This window comes from Bradyrhizobium elkanii WSM2783, from assembly GCF_000472865.1.
Taxonomy (GTDB): domain Bacteria; phylum Pseudomonadota; class Alphaproteobacteria; order Rhizobiales; family Xanthobacteraceae; genus Bradyrhizobium; species Bradyrhizobium elkanii_A.
Genome location: NZ_AXAP01000035.1, coordinates 68,681 through 90,964 on the forward strand (window position 1 = coordinate 68,681; position 22,284 = coordinate 90,964).

The following is a 22,284-nucleotide window of genomic DNA, read 5'->3' on the forward strand; positions in this document are numbered from 1 at the left end:
GATGGAAATCGATCGCGTGGCTTGAACCCGATATGGACACGTATCGGGCATGCATACCTAGGTATAAATCATACTTTGAAAGTTTTTTCGCCATCTTTGCTTATTAACCAACCGACCACAGCAGTCGGGGGGCCAGCCTCCAAAATCCCACTGCATTGAAAATCTGCTCGCGGTCCGAGGCTGCGATGCATTGAAATCTGTTCGCGGTGCGATGCTGCGAGCAGGCGGTATGTCGCGCGCCCCGCTGTGCGCGGCAGTGGAATTCCTCGTCTTCAACCTTCCTGCAAAGGAGATTCAGAGTGACTGCGTTGACCGATACCATCTATCAAAATACGCCAGGCAATAGTGAAGGATACCCACTAGGCGTCCCCACAAGCTATTCTTGGTATGGCGGTAGCACGGGTCATACAGGGAGCACTCCCCCTTCCAATTTCTCGGCTGTCACGGGATGGGGGCAAGTTTATCCCCAGGCCGGGGCGCCGGCCGATTCCACCCCAGCTAATGTTCAGATCGCGAACTTCCAGACGTGGGTGCACCTCAAAGGTGGTGGCTGGGTCCTGACGCAAGATCAGGCGACGGACCCCATCAGCGGGGCCCAGTTTCTCGCTGATTTTTCCGGAAACACAAACACTGCATGGCAAGTGACAAGATCATCGGACGGCAGCGCAAGCGGAGCTGCGCCGCTAAATGGATACAACGACCATTTTTGGCCGGACGCACGCGGAACGTACGCGCCAGGAGCGGTCGACGGTGTTTATGTTCAAGCGAGCATGAAGACCAATGATCCGAACGAGCATCTCGTGGCCAATCTGGGTGCTGATTGGTGGCTAAACTCCACAGCTCCATACGTCGACGGGTTTTCCAACAATCCCGGAGCCGGGATGAGCGATTGGGTCGCACTAACAACTGACTATAAGACTCTTTACTTCACTTCGTTCAGTGCGGCGCAGTTGCAGGCTGATCTACCGCCCCCGCTGAGGACCACCTCTGCGCCAACCACGCCTACGACCCCACCCACGCCTACGTCGCCAACTACCCCGCCAAATCTCGCGCCGGCAGTGACGCAGGCCTCCGCTTCACCGGGAACGGGAGTCGAGCATAGCGGCGATACCATCACATTGACACTCGGCTTCAGCGAGGCCGTGACCGTCACCGGCACGCCAACGCTGTCGCTCAACGATGGCGGAAAGGCCACCTATGTCGGGGGCTCGGGCACGAGCTCACTCACCTTCAAAACCACCGTCGCGTCGACTGACAAAGACACCTCGGCGCTAGCCATCACTGGGGTCAATCTTCCGACGGGGGCTAGCATCAAGGATGGGTCCGGTCTTGCGGCGGACCTCTCGGGTGCGGTGAAGACGTTCACCGGTCTCCAGATCGATGCGACGCCATCGTCTTCTCCGCCTACACCGACCTCGCCGACCTCACCGTCTTCGCCGTCAACCGTGACCAAGCCGGCCCTCTCTATCGCGGATCGTACGCTCTCGGTGACCGGCGGCGGCACGGTCGACCTGGGAGTGAAAGTGACAACGACCGACCCCAACGACGTCGTGACTGTGAAAATCTCGGGACTGCCGGGATACGAAACGATCACCGATAAGCTGGACGGTCACACCTTCAAGGGAAAGAACATCACCTTGACGGCCGCGCAGGTCGACAGCGGATTGACGCTGCAATCGAACTACAAGGGATCGGCTGATCCGGTCTCAACACTCACGCTCACCGCAAGCGCGAAGGACCCGGTCACCGGCACCGTTGCAACGTCTGCGCCGCAGACGATCACCGTGAAGGATCCTCGACCTGCGAGTGCCACGACGACAACTGCGTCGCAGCCGACCACTGCGACGGATCCTATAGCTGCGACCGGTACGACCACGTCCCAGCGCGCAGATTCGGTCGGCACGGTGGCGACCTCTGAGCCGCAGCCGATCACCGGGACGGATCACCCGGCTGCGACCGTCACGACCCCGGCGTCTGCGGCAAGTCACGGCTCTGCCCTGTTCAGCCACATCAGGGACCTGGTCGCTGGCGGGCTTGCGAACTCAGCGCCGCAGGCGATCAACGCGACGGATCATGATCCGTCTGCGACCGGCAAGAGCACGGCGTCCCTGGCAAGCCAGAGTTTCGCGCTGCTGAACCAGTATCTGGCCGGCAACACCGGCCGGGTCGACTCGGGGCAGATCGTGGCGGCGCTCTCGAATGGAGCCGTCGGGGGTCAGGATTCCTTCCTGACCAGACCTCAACACTGATCCGCTTCCGCACCCGGGCGCTCGGCGCCTGGGTGCGGCACATCGGTCTTTGGAATGCATGAGAAGGAACATCAAGCGCGGCCGGGTAGCCGCGACGAGTTGAGCAAAAAATGGCGATGCAGAACCGGAATGCCCACGCCGCAGATCTAGGGCTTCGAGCGCTAGCTCTGTTCCTGCGCCTTCATGGCGTGAACGCTGAGCCCGACCAGCTCCGCGATCGCTGCGGAAGCAGCGCGATCGGCATCGGCGCGATGCTTCGCTGTGCGCACGAATTAGGGGTCACGGTGCGTTCGCGCACGACGCATTGGAAGCGACTTGCGAAGATCCAGCTGCCCGGAATCGCTTCGCTCCGTGACGGTGGATTCCTGCTCCTCGGCAAGGTCGACGACCAGGCGGCGCTCGTGCTGCATCCAACTGCATCGCATCCGAAGCTGATGACGCGCGCGGAATTCGAAGACGTATGGGACGGCCGCTTGATCCTAGCCGGATCACAGAATCTCGCGAATCGAATGCTCCATTCCTTCGTCGGCATGAGTGTCCCTGGGCGTGATCTGGCGCGACGCGCCGTAGAATCCGTACTGCGCGTCCGCGATCCCTTGGTGCGTGCTCGGGATATCTTGATGCGTGCCCGCGATAGGCTGATGCGCTCGCGTGTCGCCCATCAAATCGATCTTGCCGCCAAGCGGGCGAGCACCGAATTCCAGCCTGCGAGCACCGAATCTGAGAGTGACGATGAATCCGGCCTCATAGCCCTATCGATCCTGCTGCGTTGCCATGGCATTGCAGCTGACCCGGGCCAAATCCGCCATCGGACGGGCACGGCGCGCATAGGTGTCACCGAAATTCTGCGCTGTGCGAAGGACTTCGGGCTCAAGGCGCGGGTCCAGAGAACGAGCTGGAACAGGCTTGCGGTTACTCCACTGCCGGGGATAGCCGTGCTGCGCGATGACGGATTCCTGATCCTCGGTAAAGTCGTCGATGACAGTCTTCTCGTTCAGCGCCCGCTGTCTCCCCGACCGGAAACAATGACGCAGACGGAGCTCGAGGCGATCTGGGACGGCGACATCATCCTGATGACCCGGCGCGCCGCCCTGACGGATCTCTCCCGGCGATTCGATATCGGCTGGTTTGTCGGCGCGGTTCACAAATATCGCCGCCTTCTCGGCGAAGTGCTTGTCGCGTCGTTCTTCCTCCAGGTCTTTGGACTCATCTCACCGCTGTTCTTCCAGGTGGTCATCGACAAGGTGCTCGTGCATCGAAGCATGAGCACGCTCGACGTCTTGGTCATAGGCCTTGTCGCGCTGACCGTGTTCGAGACCGTTCTCGGTACACTGCGCGTCTATCTGTTCGCGCACACGACGAACCGAATCGACGTCGAGCTTGGCGCCCGGCTGTTCCGTCACCTGATGGCGTTACCCATCGCCTATTTCCAGACGCGCCGCGTCGGCGATTCGGTCGCACGAGTCCGCGAGCTCGAGAATATCCGCCAGTTCCTGACGAGCTCGGCGCTCACGCTCGTGATCGATCTTTTGTTCACCGTCGTGTTCCTTGGGGTGATGTTCTATTACTCGATGACGCTGACGCTGATCGTCATGGCGTCGTTCCCGTTCTACATCGGCATTTCCGCGGGAGCTGCGCCGCTGTTTCGCCGGCGTCTCGATGAGAAGTTCAATCGCGGCTCCGAGAACCAGGCCTTCCTGGTCGAGAGCGTGACTGGCGTCGAGACGTTGAAGGCCATGGCGGTCGAACCGCAGATGCAACTTCGCTGGGAGGAGCAGCTGGCCGCCTACGTGGGCGCCAGCTTTCGCGTGCTCAGCCTGAACAACACGGCGAGCCAAGCGGTCCAGATGATTAACAAGCTGGTCGTCGCCGCAACGCTCTACTTCGGCGCTAGGCTTGTGATCGGCGGCGACGTGACCGTCGGCGAGCTCGTCGCGTTCAACATGCTGGCCGCGCGCGTCAGCATGCCGGTGCTGCGGCTTGCGCAGATCTGGCAGGATTTCCATCAGGCACGCTTGTCGATCGATCGCCTCGGCGACATCCTCAACACCATTCCTGAGCCAAGCTTTAATCCCGGCCGTGCCGCGCTGCCGCCGATCCGCGGGCAGGTCACGTTCGAGCATGCGACCTTCCGTTACCGCATCGACGGCCCCCAGGTGCTGCACGACGTGTCGTTCAGCGTCGAGCCCGGTCAGGTCGTCGGCATCGTGGGCTCCTCCGGCTCGGGCAAGAGCACCATCACCAAGCTGATACAGCGTCTCTATGTGCCGGAGAGTGGGCGCGTGCTGGTCGACGGCGTCGACCTCGCGATGGTCGACCTGGCCTGGCTTCGACGCCAGATCGGCGTCGTGTTGCAGGAGAACGTGCTCTTCAACCGATCCATTCGCGAGAACATCGCACTCGCCGATCCGGCCATGCCCATGGAACGCGTGATCGAGGCGGCAACGCTCGCCGGCGCTCACGACTTCATCCTGGAGCTGCCCGAGGGCTATGACACGATCGTCGGCGAGCGCGGCAGCAGTCTTTCCGGGGGGCAGCGCCAGCGTGTCGCGATCGCGCGCGCACTCATTACCGACCCGCGCATTCTCATCCTGGACGAGGCCACCAGCGCCCTCGATTACGAAAGCGAGCGCGCCATACAGCAGAACATGCGACAGATCTCCTCCGGCCGGACCGTGTTCGTCATCGCTCACCGGCTCTCGACCGTGCGTCACGCCAACCGAATCATCACGCTTGAACATGGCCGCATCGTCGAGGATGGTAGCCATGATGAGCTGATCCGTTCGAACGGGCGTTACGCAAACCTCCACTATCTGCAGGCGGGCATCCATGACGTCCGCTAGCCGAAACATCATCGTATTTCCGCGAACCGAGGTTCGCCGTCGCGAGCAGGAAATTGCGTTTCTGCCGGCGGCGCTCGAAATTACCGAGTCGCCACCGTCGCCGATCGGGCGGGCGATGGGAGCGAGTATCATCGCGCTCCTTTGCATCGCGCTTCTGTGGGCGTCATTCGGCAGCGTGGATATCGTCGCAACCGCGACGGGCAAGATCGTGCCGGGTGGACGCACCAAGTTGATCCAGCCACTCGAAACGGGCGTCGTCCGCGCCATCCACGTACGCGACGGCCAGAGCGTCAAGGCCGGCGACGTTCTGATCGAGCTGGACCCGACAATGACCGAAGCCGACCAGGAGCGGCAGAGGAGCGACCTCGTCGCGGCCGAACTCGACGTTGCGCGGCTGCACGCGGCACTTGCGGAGGATCCGCTTGCTGCCTTCCGACCACCGCAGAGTGCGAGCACCGCGGAGATCGAGATGCATCGTCAGTTCCTGATCAGCCAGCGCGCCGAACAGAGCGCCAAGCTCTCGGAGATCGAGCGCCAGCAAGCTCAGAAGGAAGCGGAACGGGCGACCACGTCGGCGAGCGCCGCGAAGCTGCAGGCGACAATACCGGTGCTGCAGGAGCGCGTCGACATTCGCAAGACACTCGTCGACAAGGCACTGGCTTCGAAGGTCGTCTATCTCTCCGAGTATCAGGACCTGGTCGGCCTTCAGCAGGATCTCCTCCTGCAACAGAGCCGGCTGCGCGAAGCGGATGCGGCCATCGCCTTGCTGAAGGAAACGAGGGACAAGACCGTCGCGGAGTATCGTCGCGCGACGTATGACGCACTCGCGAAAGCCGAGCAGAAGGCTGCTAGTGCTCAGCAGGAGGTGATCAAGGCAGAGCGGCGCACGAAGCTGCAGCATTTGACGGCGCCGGTCGATGGCGTCGTGCAGCAACTCGCCGTTCATACGGTGGGAGGCGTGGTGACGCCTGCTCAGGCGCTGGCCGTGGTGGTTCCGAGCGAGAGCCAGCTCGAGATCGACGCGATGCTCTCCAACCGCGACATCGGATTCGTCCATCCGGGACAAAAGGCGGAGATCAAGGTCGACACCTTCAACTTCACGCGCTACGGACTCCTTCATGGCGACGTGATCAGTGTTTCGTCGGACGCCATCACACGTGACAGGCAACAGGCCACATCGAATGACCGAGCGGCGGGCTCGGCGCAGAGCACCAGTGAACCGAAAGGTCAGGAGCTGGAGTATGCAGCGCGCATTTCACTCGACCGGTCGTACATGCAGGTGGAGGACAAGCTCGTCAAGCTCGGTCCCGGCATGGCGGTGACGGTCGAGATCAGGACCGGCTCGCGCAGGATCATCAGCTACCTGCTCTCGCCGCTCGCGAAATACAAGCAGGAAGCGCTGCGGGAGCGGTAGACGACGCGGAGCACTATCGATGAGCATTGCGGGCAACTGGAGGCAAGCCATGGCGAGTGAGCTGGTGCACGCGGCATTTGATAATCCACCACGGCCGTGTCAGATACTACCGTAGCGGACCTGCGATCGGCCGCGCCTGGCAAACTGGCCACTCGTCGCATCCCCAACGTCAAAGACAGGTCGCGGTCGACGGCCCATGAATTGCAAGAACACGAGACAAGGCCGAGATAATTAACCGGTTACGCTCAATGAATTCCTGACTGACCGAAATCGCTTTGGTCTTGGGACCTTGCCTGATCACACGACGCAGTATCCCTCTTGCTGCCTTCAGTAGTGCCGGACCTAGATCGTCCCAACGCCAGTAGGCGTTGTGAATCCGATGATGTGGATAGAAACAGCTGGTGCCGAGCATCCGGGCGAGATGAAATCCCTGAATTCGTCTCGCCAGACATGGGTTGGATCAAGCTTTAATGGTGGGCACGGCTGGCCGGTGGCGTCGCAATAACCAACATGACAGAGAGGAGATCTCCACCTGCCCATCTGAGCCTAACGGTTGGCTGACAAACCGGAAGCCGCTGGCACGCTGGTCGCGCTTGTATTCCATGCTGACGAAGCCGTTCGTCAAGCCGATTGATCGGAAGAAGCGGATTGTCAGATCCTCCAGCTGCTCGGCAACTTCCGGCGCCGCCCAGCAACTAGCGGTCAGGCCGATCTGAGACGGCCAGGAATGGCCTTTGCGGCCCGTAAAAGCGACCGAAGCACGAGGGCTCATGTAGCAAAGGCCAAAGTGGATGGAGTCATTCGACCCCTCGACTACTTCGGGGTGGGCGTCCCCTGGCATTCCCGGGCCGGAGATGTCGGCCGTGCGGCGGCGTTGGGCACTGATTGTTTCGCGAACGCAGAGTCCGCTCGCGGCTTCTTCACCGAGGTATTCGGAGACGTCGAACAATCACTAGCAGCGCGCTGCCCTTAATCGAGCGCGCTCGCAATCTAATCACGATTCCGCTCTGTCAAGATGGCGACCGCCGCGAGCACGGTCCGGTTGCTGACGTCAAGCTTCTGAAAGATGTGATGAAGATGAACTTTGATAGTGCCGTCAGTAATGCTCAATTTTCGCCCAATTTCTTTGTTGGACAATCCTTCGGACACTAGACGCATGATCTGACGCTCCCGGTCTGTCAGCATCGATAGCTCATTCTCCGCAATCGCGACGTTTCCTTGCTCCCGGGACACGACCCGATTGGAGGGCGGTAGTTGCAACAGCCTCTGGCCATGCGCAACCTGGCGCAAGGATCGCACGAGAGTGTCGGCCGTCACTTCCTTCATGATGACAGCGTAGGCGCCAGCAGTGGCCGCCGTGAGGAGTTCGCGATCGTCGATAGATGAGGTGAAAAGAACAAGCCGAGTACGAAGGTTCTCGGAGTTAGCAATGGAGAGGATTTCCAATCCGGTCAGACCAGGCATTGGCATATCGAAAATGGCAATGTCGGGGGTAAGACGCCGAATGGCTTCGATGCAACTCCTACCATCACAGCAAGAGGCAACAATTTTGAAGCCATTCACTGCGCCGAGCACGTTTGTCAAGCCCTGTAGAACCACTGGATGGCGGTCCGCAGTCACTACGCTGACACAACGCAAGGGCCGATCCCCTAACCTATGCCTCCGCTAGCGCAACGCGGCTCGTTCACGCGTGTTCCTCCGACGAACCCAAGTTACTCCTCTTTCAAGGTGCGCCGCGGCGCCACGCCGCAGCTAAAAAACTTGAAGCGTAATGAGAGGCAGATTGAGGCATTTTGCCTGCTGTCCCGACGCTATTTTGTCCTGAGTGGCGAGCGCCGGGTTACGGATAGCGTGCGCGCATCGGCCGATGAGCCCGCGATTGCCGATCTGGCATAGATTGCCGCGGCCCGACTGAAATACCAAACGCAACTCTTCATGGCATGGGCTGGCTGACACTCGACGAGATTTAGCGCGGTTAGCCTATAACTTATGATATATAGGGGGAGCGGCATTTCGCATTTAAAGTCCAGATTTAAGTATGTTAAAAGGTCACCGTTATAACTGCGACACTTTCAAAAGCTTCGGTCCCAAAATTTCCCTGAAAGTCATGGAGAGGTCCGCGGACTAACGATTCTGAATTGCTCGACACAAGACGTCACAAGGAGCCATTAGGCGATCAACAAATCACCTCACCAAATGAGAGGGGCCGTCCTTGGCCCCAATGGTTATCAATTGCGTGCAGGCCGGGAGGGTCATCATGCGGATGCGGCGGTCTTTTGTGACCATACTCATCGGGAAAAGTGTTTTGCTTCGAGAGGGACTTTCCAGAATCTTACGCACAGCTAACTTCCGTATTCACGCCTCGGTATCGCGCGCAGATGATCTGCTCCCGAGCTCTCTCCAGCGATATCAGCTACTGTTTCTTATTATCCGCACAGGCGACGATTTCGATTTCGCCGTCGAACAGATCGAACTTGTCCGAGCGCAGTACCCGAACGGGCGCATCGCGATCGTGGCTGATCATTATCGGCCGACCGAATTGGTTTTGGCATTCCAGGCAGGCGCAAACGGCTATCTCGTCGATGTCACGACGTGCGATGCATTCATAAATTCGATCGAACTGGTGATGATGGGTCAAATGATTTTCCCGCCGGCTTTGCTCTCATTCGTTCGAGACGGCGGAGGCGGTCCCCACAGTGAGACCGAACCGCGCCACGAAGACGACGCGTCCACTTCTTTCAAGAAAGAGTATAGCACTGTGGAGCATGCGGCTGCCCCACACCTGTCGCCCCGAGAACAATCGATTTTGCGCTGCTTGATAGAGGGCAATAGCAACAAGCTCATTGCGCGTAAGATCGATATCACCGAAGCGACCGTGAAGGTTCACGTCAAAGCGATCCTTCGCAAGATTCGGGTTCAGAACCGGACCCAGGCGGCTATTTGGGCGATGAATAATGGTTCACTGGCACGGTCGACAGACAAGAGTGCTCTGCCCGAAATCGCCGAGGTGGACACGCCGCTTGCGAGTGCCAACAGCGTGATCGGCGAGGCACCGGCACCGTTACGCATCGTACCGAAATAAATGAGGTCGACATAGGTCGCATCAACTACGATCCGGTCACCGAACATTCCTTCCTCGGCATCAGCACATCGTGCCCAAAAGCGGGAAAGTGTCACCATGTGTCCGGCACGAAGCGTCAACTATTTCTCATGTCGCTCAAAACTGAGCTATGATCGCGACATTTGAATACTAGCTACCGCTTTGAATTATCTATGCTCGCCCATTGTGTGGCTTTCAGCGCTACATCTGCGTACAAATCAATATCTTGGTTGGTTTAAATAAGCGCAGCCTCCGCTGTATCGAGATATTTCTGCCGCAACTTTCGATAAACACACGTTCGTACTTGTAATAATAAATAAATAGCGGGTCGAGAGGAAAGATTAATCGAGCGCGCAGCGAAAGCGTCGTGCTCCGCTGCCGGAGTGGGATCCTCGGGGAAAAGCGAGACAAACTGCTCAGTACTGCCCGTCTCCGATCCATCGTTCGACGAAACCATGAAGATGGCGGATTCCCCCTCAGCGCATCGACCCGGTATCGAAAAACAACTCAACCGTCAGACTTATTCGGTGCCGTAAATGGAACCTCGGCAGAGCAGATTTGAGCATGACAGGCAGCGCGTGGGATGCGCGGAAACGGTCAGCACCGAGTCCCGCACACACCGTCTTCTTTGCCCTGATAAATCCTCAGGGTTACTGGCCGTAAGTAAAGCGATCCTAGGGATTTGATCCTGCTCAACAGAGGATCGGCATCCTCGGTAGCCCGAGCTAGGGCATCGGCCACCGCAAATGACGCGACGAGTCCTGCGCGATGCAAAACCTGAGGGCATCTCGCAAATTGATACGGCGCAGCTCGCTCAAAGCTACGCAGTATGTAGGTCTCGCGAGGCATGTCAACGCATAACAAGAGATGTGCTCGCCACAGCGTGCTGGGCCGAGTACAAGGACGGCTCTCTGGTGATCGTCGGGAGCACTGACGCAGGATGCGTCGAGTATTAAATCTTTGATATGGCGAAGACTCCGCCGACCGCTCGTCGCTACGCATCGCCGAGAGCGAAGGTCGAGAAGGTGTTTACCTGGCAGCATGAGCAGACGCCGTTCCCGCGGGGTCGCCTCATCAAGGTCGTCAATATGCCGTGGTGAGTGTCGCCAGTTTTCCGCGCCCTGTCCACGAATCTCGCGAAGAGCATGGTTCCGGAAAGACGCCGGGGCGGACAGAGCACCGTCCGTTCCCCGCGCTCTCTAGATTGGATGAAAGGAATAAGATGACGGACAATAGTGACTTGATGGGAAAGATCGCGGCATGGCCCTGACCAAGCTGCCATGGGCAAGGTCTACGAGATCGAACTGAGAGAGCGGCTCTTGTGCCGATGCTCCAACCCGGAGCTGCCCCACGAGCGCGATGGTTTATTCGCCTGATCGGTTTCGGAAGCAACTAAGCTCGGACATCGTGAGGGATCAGCTCGCTGTCGACGGAGATCACCTCACCTACGTCGCGAAGTGCTGTCTCACAGAGCGACAGAGCGGTGACTAGGACGACGCGCTGCGTGCCCGTCTGGCATCGATCGCTATCGGGGCGTCCTGACGCGCGAGCGCGCCATCCAGCGCGGACGGCCCGGTGCTCGTGACGGCTCGCGTGGGCACGGGAACGCCCGAACTGGGACAGGGGACGGCTTTCGGCAGTGGAGAAAGCCGTAGGGCAACAGGAGGCCTCGCGGCTCGTTCCTAAATTTAGGCTACAGCCGCAGAAGCTGGATGGACGCCAGCCGTATTCCGAAATCTGGGGGATGCCCCTCCTGAGCAGCTTTTCCTCCTAGGTTCCGGTACCTGCGTCATCGTGGATGGTAGTTTTCCTGCGCCTGTGCGGCCGTTGATGGTGAAAAGCTGTGCGTGATGCTGGACGGCGCTCTCTGGTGGGAACGTGTACCTCTACAAGACCGAGTGGCGCGAGAGCTTCCAGGCAGCCGTTAAAATCTGGCGAGCATTCTCAAACACTGCTGCGACCTCGTATGTGACAAGGAAGAATGCGCAATAGAAGGCGCCGGGATAGTCATCGCTCCAAAGCAAAAGCCGGCGGCTCAGCGGTATCCTGATTTTGTCATGGCCCATTATGAGCGTAACGACAGAACCTATTAAGGCGCCCGCCACGATGTCCGATGGATAGTGATAACCGAGATAGACGCGCGGAATGCAGATCACAACAAGACTGTACAGGATCGCGAACCAGCCCCATCGGCGCCATATCATGAGCACACCTACAGACAACGCAAATCCAAATGCAGCGGTGTCGCTCGGAAAAGAACTCCAATTCCACAATGACTCACTGGTGACGTGGTGAGGCAATGTGAAGCCGACGGCGGGATCTTGGATCGGTCGTAGCCGAAACGGCAGATAAAACCTGATGATCTTCGCGAGCAAAAGTGACGCGATTGTCGCCGCAAGTGTTGAAATAACCAGAGACCGGCGCAGCTTTTGGCCCGGGTCACGCTGAAACCAAGCCAGCCACAGCAACGATGTTAGCAGGGCGCCTTTGAGTACAGCTTGGTCTGCCACGAAGCGTACCGCGGCATCAAATATGGATGAGCGGTGTGCAACGTTGTTGAGAAGTCCCAATAGATACTGGTCAGGGCTCACGGGCAGCCCGCCATTTAGGAACCAAGTGTCTCCCCGGGGCAGCCTGTCGGCTCCCAAGCCAGCCTACCCCAAATGGTACCGAGCGTTAAGGTAGCGACGGGACTTTCAAAAAGTCAGGAACTGGGATGTCATCCTGCCCAACGCTCCCCAGCAGCCTGATCACCGCGGCAGCGGCCCGGACCTCGAAAGTGCTAGGGCTCACTTCAAGGCGACTTGGCTGCGAGTGCACCAGCGGCTGAGCGATGACGACATTGCGTAGGCCCCGAGCTGTTCGCCTAATTGTCGTACTGCGAGTGTCTGGTAGAGTATTTAGCCGAATTTGAAGGTCGCCACAAGACGCCCAAAATCGCTAAGATCAGCGCAAGTACCTTGTTTTCTGACAGCCAGCTCACAATTCCTCTAAAGGTGCCGCCGCGCATTTCCCAGAAGGTCGTTAGGTCTTCAACTGTCGGTCGTGCACGCGCTGAAATAGGTTGCTGATGACGTCTACCTTGCTCAATGTCGATTGGTGTAGGCCGACGAAAGTTTTGTTCTCGAACGCTTCTGCTTCGCCAGCTCCGCTCAGGAAATTGAGCGGGCTGATTTTGTTGAGTTTTAGCAGACTCTCTCTAACCTTGGGTGGCCAGAATATCCAGGGCCATAGATGTCAATGCAAATCCGGGCCAGATGAAGTGTTTTGCTGTCATCGATGACGATGGGCTCGCCGCGGAGCACCCTGTAACGATGGTCGATTGCTGCGAATCCGTAGTTGGCATCGCGCATGTTCCAGTGAAGATACTTGAACCCCGGTGTGCGCCTACATGCTTGTAGTCGGCATCAAGCATCTTTTTCTCTAGCTCATCGTATTTTTCTTCTCGCAAACGGGACTCTCTCTCGCTCGGCCATTTGGTGAATCGAAAAAGACAACGCCTGTCCTGTTTTCAGATTTCTGACTGCAATTGATGTGATGCGGGGAGAAGCGCCGTGCGGCCTATCGTAAAGGCTTTCGCAGGAGTAGTGAATGACAGAGGCGTTTTCGGCCTCGTTCGCGAGGTTGTCGATGGTTTGCCAACCGCTCTTCTGACGTTGCGGATTTGGTGATGTCATTGGGGTTCTGTGAGCCTGCCCGTGAACGGGCAGGCGTTCTCGACCTTCTTCGCCGGTGCTACTGTGCGGTGATCTGCGCCGGGATAATAGCAAGTTGAGCGATCGACGGCGCCAGATCACCCCTTGAGATCTTGCCCTTCAGATAGTTGCTGAACTTGCCGCCATCGATATAGACGTCCTGCAACCACATGCACGGGATGCTAAAGAGTATGGTGCAGGGACAAACACGGAAACGGTTGGATATCTAGAGAATCGCCGAGATCAAGGGCGCGGCCCAAGTGCCGCTTACCCTGCATGGCGGATCGGGAACCGATGACGAAGATTTGCGGAAGGCAATCGCCCCTGGGATCAATATCATCCACATCAATACTGAATTGCGGGTTGCCTGGAGGCGCGGCTTGGAGGAGGGGTGGCCCAACAGCCCCACGAAGTCGTCCCTTATAAGATCCTGCCGTTCGCAGTGGAATCGGTAAAAAAACGTAGCTCTCTCACGCTTGAGCCTATTCCACGACAAGTAGCTGAGCTCGGTCTCGGCAAAAACGCCCCTCGCATCCGAGGCTCGCTTCCTCATTGCCCGGCTGTCCGGGAGTGGCCAAAGCGGAAGACTACAATTTGACGACGTGATGTCGGCGTTCCAGCCAGGCCGTGTGAAAACTCAGCCTCTGCTGTTATTCTCCAATGAATCGGCGGGGACGAGCGATGGCGGGATTCGTGGAAGGGGTTGATCGCGGACAGAGCACGTTGTTCCCCGCGCTGCTCGACGACTACGTGGCCGAGGACAATCCGGTGCGTGCGGTTGATGTGTTCGTCGACGGGCTCGATCTGGATAAGCTCGGCTTCGTTGGCGTCCAGCCGCTCGACACGGGGCGACCGGCTACCATCCCGGCACGATGCGCAGGCTCTACATCTACGGCTACCTCAATCGCGTGCCGTCGAGCCGACGCCTGGAGCGGGAATGCCAGCGCAATATCGAGATGATCTGGCTGGCCTGGCAGTTGGCGCCGGACTTCAAGACCATCGCGGACTTCCGCAAGGACAATGGCAAGGCCATTCGTGGGGTCTGTCGCGAGTTCGTCGCACTGTGCCGCAAGCGTGATCTGCTTGTTGCGGCGATCGTCGCCATCGATGGATCGAAGTTCAAGGCCGTCAATGCGCAGGAGAAGAACTTCACCGAGGCGAAGATGAAGCGGCGCTTGGAGCGGATCGACGAGAGCATCGCCCGCTATCTCTCGCAGCTCGAGACCGCCGAGCGGCACGGCGATGCAGTGCCAGAGGCGAAAGTTGCGAGGTTGAAGGGCAAGATCGCGAAGCTCAAGGAGGAGACCGTCCGGCTCAATGCGATCAACGCGGAGATAATGAAGAGCGATGACAAGCAGATCTCGCTGACCGATCCTGACGCGCGCTCGATGGCGACAGGTGAAGGACACCGGGATCGTTGGCTACAACGTGCAGATTGCAGTCGATACGCAGCATCATCTCATCGTGGCTCACGAGGTGACCAACGTGGGCACCGATCGCCACCAACTCGCCAATATGGCCGGCCGGCCGCGCGACGAGATGGCTGTCGGGACGCTCGAAGTCGTGGCAGACCGCGGCTATTACGATGGAGAGGAGATCAGGGCCTGCGAGGAAGCCGATATCACGGTGACGTTGCCGAAGCCGATGACTTCGGGCGCCAAAGCTGCCGGCCGCTTCGGCAAACAGGACTTCGTCTATGTCGGCCGCCGCCGACGTTTATCGCTGTCCCGCCGGCGAGCGGCTAACTTATCACTATACGAACGTAGAGGACGGAAAGACCCTGCGCCGCTATTGGACAAGCACCTGCAAAACCTGCGCGCTAAAAGCTCAGTGCACGACAGCCCCCCGAGCGCCGCATCGCACGCTGAGAGCACGAGGCCGTTCTGGAGAAAGTTCAGGAGAGGTCGACCACAACCCCAATGCAATGGGAGTCCGCCGTCAGACAGCGGAGCATCCGTTCGGCACGATGAAGTGTTGGATGGGAGCAACGCACTTTCTCACGAAAAAGCTGCCGAAGGTGGCCACCGAGATGGCGCTCACCGTGCTCGCCTACAACATGAAGCGCGCGATGACGATCATGGGCGTAGCCGGATTGCTGGAGGCGATGCGGGTGTGAGGCCGGCAGCGCCTATGTGAAGCTCCTGGTTGCCACTGAGATGAGAGATCGGTTCCATCCAACTAGAAGTTCGGCGGCCGCGAAATGCGCCAGTGCGCCCAAGTTGCGCGATTTTCACACGGCCTGCAGGAGGAGCTGACAGAGGTTGTGCGGGCCTTCGACCGCAGCTTTTGACCCTTATGCGACATCGGCCAGAACCCGATGTTGCAGTAGCAAGCCGGTTTCAACACCTACCAAAGTGACCATTTGAGCCGCTAAGATGCCGCCTACGCGCAACTTGGAGGCGGACGTGCGCCGACGCGACGCTGGTACGTTGGACTGAAGGGAACTGCTCTATCGCTGGCGTCAAGTAGCTTCCAGGCATCCTAAAGGCTCGGTGTCAAAATGACATTGGATGCAGCACGACGTCGAGCAAGAGTTTCTGGAGCCCGACGATTTCCGCCGCGACGCCGCGGCGAGTTTCCCACCATCGGTCGGGGTCAAAATCTGAGTAGCGCGAGTGTTGAACTCTGACGCGTGTCGAATGGCCTTTCATAACTCGGTCGAGCACTCGCCGCACTCGTCGCGAGTGATCCTTACTGGCCATGAACACAACGGATTGGAGCTGATGCTCATCGCACCATGGCGGAAGGGCCTGACCTTCACCTTCGGTCGACGCTCCCTCGATTGTGGAGATTCGCACGATATCTGTCACGCCAAGCGACCTCAGTTGGCGAATCTGCCTTGCCCCCTCAACCTCGTCAGGGACCCCCCGGCGAATGAACTCATGGTCTTTTAGACTCGGAGGGTTCTCAAAAACCGCAACTCGTTTTGAGATGCCGCTTTGCAGGAGGTCCGCCGCTTCGAGCGCCCCGGCGCCACCGGAATCGAGCGATAGAACGATGATGTCGGCGGACGAGACCGATTCGTTTAAGACGAGCGCCCATCCCGCGGCTCGCAGAACCGGCTCCCGCAGGGAGCGAACAGCAACGAGCGCTAACGCGGTCAATGCGACCATCACTAGGATCGGGGGCCGCCAAGATCGCCGGGAGATCATACTCGGATTCATTGGTTGCTACACGAAAGCGCTACGTCACCTGCCGGGAGCATCGGTCATGCTGATCTCTAGCCCGGTGTTGGCCAGTTTGAGACCTGCCAACAGGCACTGAATATGTGCGGCTATCGGGGTAGACTAAAAGTCATCCTTCGAAGTTTCCGAGTGATGTTATTGAGAGTGGCAAGACCGGCACGGCGCCGGTTCCATCGCACATTGCTTATTCGGCGGGCGTCGCCGGGGGCACAGCGGCGTCCCTTATCGCGCGGTACGCATAGCCGGGGTTGATGCCGCGGCGGTTAAAATCCGCACGACAACGACACGCTAAAACTTAAAATGCGACCGGCAATTGCAATTTCGAAATAACCCATAAGGATATGGCGGGGCGGCATTGGTGCGCCTCGGAGGGTGTCGCAGTCTCAAGGTGAACGCGATGTCCGGAAACGATGCTGTGGACGGCTCCTCCACGGGCACGAGCGTGCCAAGGAGGGGGCGCCGTTTGAGGCTCCCACAATTCGGAGGAGCAGCCTATGCAGTCAATTTCGACAGTCGGCCTGGATATCGCGGAGTCGGTCTTTCAAGTGCATGGCGTTGATGCAGCTGGCCAGGTGGTCATCCGCCGTCAGTTGCGGCGCCAGCACGTCCTGGCGTTTTTCGAGAAACTGCCGCCATGCCTGGTGGGGATCGAGGCTTGCGCCTCATCGCACCATTGGTCCCGCGAGCTGCAGGCGTTACAGAATTCACCTGAAGATGCAGCTATCTTGCGTCGATGGGCTGGGTCATGACCCTGCAGCTGTTTGGGACAGCCACCCATTGCATTGGGTTTGGTGACGAAAGCGATAGGTCGGTCGTACGGCTGAAGGCTATACAAAGCCAGCCTAACGAGACTCCGTCAGATTTTGCGCTAGCCCGCACACCCGAAGAATTTGACCTCGCGAGAAATGCGAAGTGGAAGGCCGTCTTTTTCGTTGGCGACGAAGGAGAACGTCTGCTCCACGCTGAGAGCGACACTCGGATAATTTCTGTCGGTACTAGGTTCGGCTATTTGGCTGATGGCGACATCATCGGCATCCGTCATGCGTCGAAACGATTTCGAACATTGTTTCGCCGAAATTCGAAGCACAACTCTTTCCTGGTGACGGAGCGGTGTAACAACTATTGCCTGATGTGCTCGCAGCCACCAAAGGATGTCGATGATGGTTGGATATTGGACGAGATCAGGGAAAGTGTACCGCTCGTCGACCCAGCAACGCGTTCACTTACGTTCACGGGTGGCGAGCCGCTAACGGACTGGCGCGGTTTCATAATCGTACTAGCGAATTGTCGCGACTTGCTTCCCCGGACGGCCCTTCAAGTCCTAACAAACGGGCGAGCTTTTTCCCATTCCGAAATAGTGGACGAGTGGAGCAGCGTCAGGCATCCCAACCTGATCGCAGCGATCCCCGTCTATTCTGCGGTAGACCATGTCCATGATCACGTCGTGCAAGCCAAAGGAGCCTTTGACGAAACAATTCTTGGAATCTTGAAAATTGAAAGATCGGGGACAGCGTGTTGAAATCAGGGTGGTGCTCCATGCCTTAACAGCCCCGATAATCCTAGACACCTGCCGTTGGGTAGCTCGGGATCTGCCGTTTGTGGATCATGTGGCATTGATGGGCCTCGAAAACACCGGTTTCGCTATCGCAATGATGCTCTGATATGGATTGATCCGACGAATTATCGGCAGGATTTAGCGGAGAGCGTCGACCAGCTAGTTGCAGCCGGACTCAACGGCTCCGTCTACAACTGCCACGGTGTGTGCTCGAACGTTCTGTATGGCCCTACGCAGTTCAATCCGATTTCGGATTGGAAGAACGGTTATGTTGAGGAATGCGAGCGGTGCGTTGAGAAACAGCGATGTAGTGGGCTTTTTACTTCTGGACGCCCGCGCTGAGTCAAGGAATCAAAGCGATAGCTTCGCAGTCGGTTTGGACAGATATTGTCAGCAAGACGGGTGCTGCGATGCCGAAGAAGATGGTGCTGACTATTCGGCTGGCTGCACTTGCTTTGTCGAAGCAGCGAGTGCTTTGCCGATTTTGCGACCCAATTTGTACGATGGCTCTTCGACAAGGCCGTGGATCGCGCTCGCGACAGAAAATGCCACAGTGAGCCCGATCAATATTGTCAGATTTGCGCCGGGCGGCAAGGATGGACATCAGGGTATATCCGACAAGAGCGTGCGTCACGTATAGCGGATAGCTGATATCGGCCAAGAACGAGAGCCACCTTGGCTCTGGGATGTAGTTCCTAAAGATCGCGGCGGCAGTGAAGAGCGCCAGTGCAAGCGCGTGGCTTGGGAAGATGGGCGTTAGGTCTGGCGGGCTCGCGAGGTGTGCCATCCACGCTAAGATCGCCGTGGCTATCACGGTTGCCACGTTTGACTGCGCTCCCCGGTAGCTAAAATGGAACGCGGTGCCAATAAACATGAAAATCAGATAAGGCGCGGCCTGTGTGAACGTTGGAGAGATGCCAAGGCGCGAGATCACCAGAAGTGCCAAAGGGACGATATAGGGTTAGCGGTGATCGAGCGCGAAGAAGCGGCGCAATAAGCAGCGCTAGTATGTAGAACTTAATCTCGACTTCCAAGATCCAGACGATCCCATCGATCGGCTGGATACCGAGCGGTTCGCGCAGGCCAGCGATTGAATGTAGCAGTACGGTCGCGGCGTCGAATGGGACAGCCGTGTGCATCAGGTGCGCGCCTGCCACAACGGCAGAGACGCCAACTAGAAAGCCGAAAAATAAGTAGGCCAGATTCGAAATAGGCGGCCCATAGCAAATTGCAGTCGCGTCTACGCTTCGAATGCAAACGGTATGACAAAGCCGCTGATGAGAAAGAAGAGAGCAACCCCAAGCGGGCCGAAATTGATCGGCAAAACGGCGATCGTTGTCCAATACGATATTTCGGGTGCTGCAACCGAAACTGGCGCAGCGGGGAGCCCCGTCAGCGCCGGAACCACAGCGCGGGCGTACCAAAAAGAACCAGTGTGGTGGGCAACAACGACGATCAGAGCCGCGATCCCGCCTGGTTGGCAACGAAACCTTTGCTCCCGAAGCCGAGTGCCCGTCGTCCCACCTCATGAGTTTCTCTGCCCCTTGTCGCCCGAAAAATCCTAGAGATTATGCCACAGCCTATAGTTGCTGTTCGACAACATCTTAACGTTTTGCTCCAGGGCCGGCCCAGCACCGGCAAAACGCGGTGCGGAGTCCTAAGCCGTTGTTCCCTGCCCGTTCCGCGCAGCTCGAATCTGTTGATCAAGAGCTCGCCTACAGACAAGCCTAGACGGCGTCGCGCCGAAACGCAGTTGGTGTTGCGCCAACTAATCTGCGAAACACGCGGTTCAATTGGGCTGCATCGCTAAACCCAACCGCGAGAGCCACGTCGGCAATCGACAAATAGCGTTCGGACAGCAGTTCTTTTGCACGGTGGATCCGCTCCGAGAGAACGAACTGATAAGGCGAAACTCCAACTGAGTCTTTGAAGGCGCGGATAAAGTGGAATTGGCTGAGTCCCGCCACGGCTGCCAGGTCGGATATCGTGATATCATTCGAGATTTGAGCATCGATAAATTCTTTGACGCGCCTTAACTGAAGTGCAGTCAAACCTCCCCGAACCTTCGGTCGCGAGTGCTTTAAGTCCGCAGCATGCCTTAGTTCCCACAAAAGCAACAGCCCGAGCGTCTCTGCATACGCATGGTCATTTATGCCCGAGCCCTCCACGACGCTTTGGAGTTTTTGGAGCGTCGCTTTGATACTGTTGCTCTCGAAATACAAAGACGGAGGAACGTCTGCGATATCCTTTGCATCGTGATCTAATGGGGGAGAGCCGAGATGGACTGCGAACACGGACGATACCCGGCTTGTGAATCGATTCCAACCTTGTGCGGAAGAACCGACCGGCACGAACGTTAGCCTACCTCGGACGTCAGCGAGCGTTGAACGGCTCCCTCCATTTATGGTCGTTTCCCCATCCGATCGAACAAAATCATGCAGCGCTAAATAAGCTGCACGTGCCTTCACTTGGTATTCCAATTCCGTTGGGCAAATACGGACAAGCTCGGCAGAGAACCATAACCAAGACATCCGCTTAACGAAAAGTGGATGACGGGCATCAGGATCCCGCTGATGCCACTCGATTCTGCCGAACGGCTCCAAAGCTGCACTCTCAAGGACGCGATTCCCGGTGACGGTGAGGACAATGAACATGGGAAATAGTTGCAATGGAATACGAAAAATTGCTCAAGGCATCAAAGATTGCTGAAAACACGCTAAGCATGCAAACACGAGGATGTTGCAACCTGCGCAAAATGGCCTTTCTTGCGCCAAATAATTGAAGCGCGGACTTTACGTTGCCTATGGCGTCTAATCACCGGCAGTGAGGCGATGCTACGCAATCCGTTCGCGAACTAACTTTTCTGATTTGCCATAGGCCCCGCGGTTAGACCTGCTTAACATTGCAATCTGCTCGCAAGCAAGGCTGATACCTAGGCAGCGTGACGACTTCGTCCGTTGGGCGGCTGTATCGGTTCGTCAAACTCACGCGCGACCAGGACGCAGGCGCACCGGTTCGTCACCGTTCCGTCCGCATGTATTCGCTGCGCTCGGATATCAATCGCAGATCAGGATCCGCACTCAAGGAATGGGAAGTTTCTAGCCGTACCGAACTCTCTCGAGGGCGCTCCGCTACAAGAACCGAGCCAAACACGCCAAAAGCGAAAAGAGCGGCAGCTACGGCCCAAGGATGCCGCACCATAGCGTCCTCCCTTGGCAGTCGTTGCTATCGGCAAGGTAAGCACCGAAGGCTCGTTATCCCAATTCACGATTGCGCGTGTCCGCACATTGATCGGCATTCTAGGCGCCGAGGCCGGTCCGGAGAGCGGCCCAGGAAACCCATCAAATGGGTGCCGCCGGACGAAGATCGATGAAGCGTCGCGAGAGCGCAAAGGCGCGATTCTTCAACGTGGTCAGGCCATGGCCGTTGTTGTGCCTGGAATAGTCGTCATTTCCCACCCGGATCAGCGAAGTGTCAAGGAGATGCACGACGGTTGCCAGAACTTTTTCCCGCGGGAGGCCGCGCAACCCCATGTGCTCGCGCACGATTCCCGAATGGAACGCAGCGCGTCGGCAAATGCGACCACGTGCTCATATTCATGCTTTCCCGTACCTCGCGGAAGCGCGCGTGGAAGCGATATTGCTTGCGTCCTTTGCGTCACAAATAGTTGCTCGGGTATAACCGTCGGAAAGGGGCAGATCCAAACGTCAGTCCAGGCGGGCCGGATCGCGAGCGCCCGGATCCGTTTCAGCGCGTCGGGCTCGACAAGCCTTGAACCATCGGGCGATGTGTAGCTCAAACCCGTGCCCGCCTTCTTGCGCCGAATGCCGGGCCATTCGTCGGAAACATCTCAGGCTGGCAGATTCGGCGTCACGCCGTCGACGATTGCGTGCTCGCCATTTGTCATTCGGCCTGCAATATTGACCCCCTAAGCCGGGGGATCGGCGTCCAAAATTGACCCCCGCATTGCCTCATCAAGAATGTTACCGGAGAACTGACCGTCAGGATTGGGGCGGCGATACCGAATCGGCTCGGTGTCGCCGATGGCAGGACGGATCAGCATGGGTGCGCGGCGNGAGCTCACGGCGGCGGTGGTAGAGCGCTATCGATCAGCAGGGCGGGCAGATAAGGGGCGCATACTCGACGAGCTTTGCGCGGTGACCGGCTGGCATCGCAAGCACGCGGTTCGGGCGCTTGCCGGCCATGTCGCAATTTCGCCGGAGGCCCGGCGCCAGCGAAGGCC

15 protein-coding genes and 3 pseudogenes are annotated in these 22,284 nt (G+C 58.2%); 9 read left to right on the forward strand and 9 right to left on the reverse strand.

Features of this window, described 5'->3' with window-relative positions; translation table 11 throughout:
* Positions 1-1,058: 1,058 nt before the first annotated feature.
* The 4 genes and pseudogenes from YY7_RS62055 to YY7_RS0127135 all read left to right on the forward strand — a co-directional run bounded on the left by YY7_RS62055 (position 1,059) and on the right by YY7_RS0127135 (position 6,506).
* Positions 1,059-2,249 (forward strand): hypothetical protein, encoded by a 1,191-nt coding sequence (locus YY7_RS62055; RefSeq protein ID WP_051396950.1) that lies wholly within the window; start codon positions 1,059-1,061, stop codon positions 2,247-2,249.
* Between the two features lie 116 nt (positions 2,250-2,365).
* Positions 2,366-2,674, forward strand: a pseudogene (locus YY7_RS65180) (cysteine peptidase family C39 domain-containing protein); the annotation flags it as partial.
* A 216-nt stretch (positions 2,675-2,890) separates the two neighbouring features.
* The gene (locus tag YY7_RS0127130) at positions 2,891-5,092 is read left to right on the forward strand and encodes a type I secretion system permease/ATPase (RefSeq protein WP_433994531.1); all 2,202 of its coding nucleotides are present in this window, start codon (positions 2,891-2,893) and stop codon (positions 5,090-5,092) included.
* Complete coding sequence (locus YY7_RS0127135) at positions 5,079-6,506, forward strand: HlyD family type I secretion periplasmic adaptor subunit (protein ID WP_028165960.1); 1,428 nt, start codon at positions 5,079-5,081, stop codon at positions 6,504-6,506. The genes YY7_RS0127130 and YY7_RS0127135 overlap by 14 nt, the downstream gene beginning before the upstream one ends.
* A 460-nt stretch (positions 6,507-6,966) precedes the next feature.
* Here the strand turns inward: YY7_RS0127135 and YY7_RS0127140 are convergent, their stop codons facing one another.
* Both YY7_RS0127140 and YY7_RS0127145 read right to left on the reverse strand, forming a co-directional pair.
* Positions 6,967-7,455, reverse strand: coding sequence for a hypothetical protein (locus YY7_RS0127140; protein WP_028165961.1), 489 nt, complete (start codon positions 7,453-7,455; stop codon positions 6,967-6,969).
* Positions 7,456-7,496: 41 nt separating this feature from the next.
* Positions 7,497-8,126, reverse strand: coding sequence for a LuxR C-terminal-related transcriptional regulator (locus YY7_RS0127145; RefSeq protein WP_028165962.1), 630 nt, complete (start codon positions 8,124-8,126; stop codon positions 7,497-7,499).
* Between the two features lie 637 nt (positions 8,127-8,763).
* On the opposite strand from YY7_RS0127145, the gene YY7_RS53020 reads away from it, so the two are divergent.
* Positions 8,764-9,588 (forward strand): LuxR C-terminal-related transcriptional regulator, encoded by an 825-nt coding sequence (locus tag YY7_RS53020; protein WP_051396959.1) that lies wholly within the window; start codon positions 8,764-8,766, stop codon positions 9,586-9,588.
* A 1,904-nt stretch (positions 9,589-11,492) separates the two neighbouring features.
* Here YY7_RS53020 and YY7_RS0127160 read toward each other — a convergent pair.
* On the reverse strand, positions 11,493-12,197 hold the full coding sequence (locus tag YY7_RS0127160; protein ID WP_196237341.1) for a phosphatase PAP2 family protein: 705 nt from the start codon (positions 12,195-12,197) through the stop codon (positions 11,493-11,495).
* Positions 12,198-13,341: 1,144 nt separating this feature from the next.
* Positions 13,342-13,473: a hypothetical protein gene (locus tag YY7_RS64490; RefSeq protein WP_283807022.1), complete on the reverse strand. Its 132-nt coding sequence runs from the start codon at positions 13,471-13,473 to the stop codon at positions 13,342-13,344.
* A gap of 70 nt (positions 13,474-13,543) precedes the next feature.
* Here YY7_RS64490 and YY7_RS65185 point away from each other — a divergent pair, with 70 nt between their 5' ends.
* Together YY7_RS65185 and YY7_RS53025 are read left to right on the forward strand one after the other, a co-directional pair.
* Positions 13,544-13,756 carry a class II fructose-bisphosphate aldolase gene (locus tag YY7_RS65185; RefSeq protein ID WP_433994532.1) on the forward strand — a complete coding sequence of 71 codons (213 nt, stop codon included), beginning with the start codon at positions 13,544-13,546 and terminating at the stop codon, positions 13,754-13,756.
* Positions 13,757-13,982: 226 nt separating this feature from the next.
* Positions 13,983-15,417 (forward strand): annotated as a pseudogene (locus tag YY7_RS53025) (IS1182 family transposase).
* Between the two features lie 379 nt (positions 15,418-15,796).
* Here YY7_RS53025 and YY7_RS0127180 read toward each other — a convergent pair.
* Positions 15,797-16,414: a hypothetical protein gene (locus YY7_RS0127180; protein WP_245287428.1), complete on the reverse strand. Its 618-nt coding sequence runs from the start codon at positions 16,412-16,414 to the stop codon at positions 15,797-15,799.
* Between the two features lie 566 nt (positions 16,415-16,980).
* On the opposite strand from YY7_RS0127180, the pseudogene YY7_RS53030 reads away from it, so the two are divergent.
* Both YY7_RS53030 and YY7_RS56835 read left to right on the forward strand, forming a co-directional pair.
* Positions 16,981-17,184 (forward strand): annotated as a pseudogene (locus YY7_RS53030) (IS110 family transposase); the annotation flags it as partial.
* A 47-nt stretch (positions 17,185-17,231) separates the two neighbouring features.
* Positions 17,232-18,005, forward strand: coding sequence for a radical SAM protein (locus YY7_RS56835; protein ID WP_155255343.1), 774 nt, complete (start codon positions 17,232-17,234; stop codon positions 18,003-18,005).
* A gap of 379 nt (positions 18,006-18,384) precedes the next feature.
* On the opposite strand, the gene YY7_RS0127195 is transcribed toward YY7_RS56835, so the two are convergent.
* From YY7_RS0127195 to YY7_RS64800, 4 genes are all read right to left on the reverse strand, one after another.
* A complete protein-coding gene (locus YY7_RS0127195; RefSeq protein WP_155255344.1) occupies positions 18,385-18,975 on the reverse strand; it encodes a hypothetical protein in 591 nt (196 codons plus the stop codon).
* A gap of 793 nt (positions 18,976-19,768) precedes the next feature.
* Complete coding sequence (locus YY7_RS0127205; protein WP_245287429.1) at positions 19,769-20,695, reverse strand: helix-turn-helix domain-containing protein; 927 nt, start codon at positions 20,693-20,695, stop codon at positions 19,769-19,771.
* A 687-nt stretch (positions 20,696-21,382) separates the two neighbouring features.
* The gene (locus tag YY7_RS63500; protein ID WP_245287430.1) at positions 21,383-21,529 is read right to left on the reverse strand and encodes a hypothetical protein; all 147 of its coding nucleotides are present in this window, start codon (positions 21,527-21,529) and stop codon (positions 21,383-21,385) included.
* Positions 21,505-21,840 carry a hypothetical protein gene (locus YY7_RS64800; RefSeq protein WP_349642682.1) on the reverse strand — a complete coding sequence of 112 codons (336 nt, stop codon included), beginning with the start codon at positions 21,838-21,840 and terminating at the stop codon, positions 21,505-21,507. The genes YY7_RS63500 and YY7_RS64800 overlap by 25 nt, the downstream gene beginning before the upstream one ends.
* Positions 21,841-22,284: the final 444 nt, after the last annotated feature.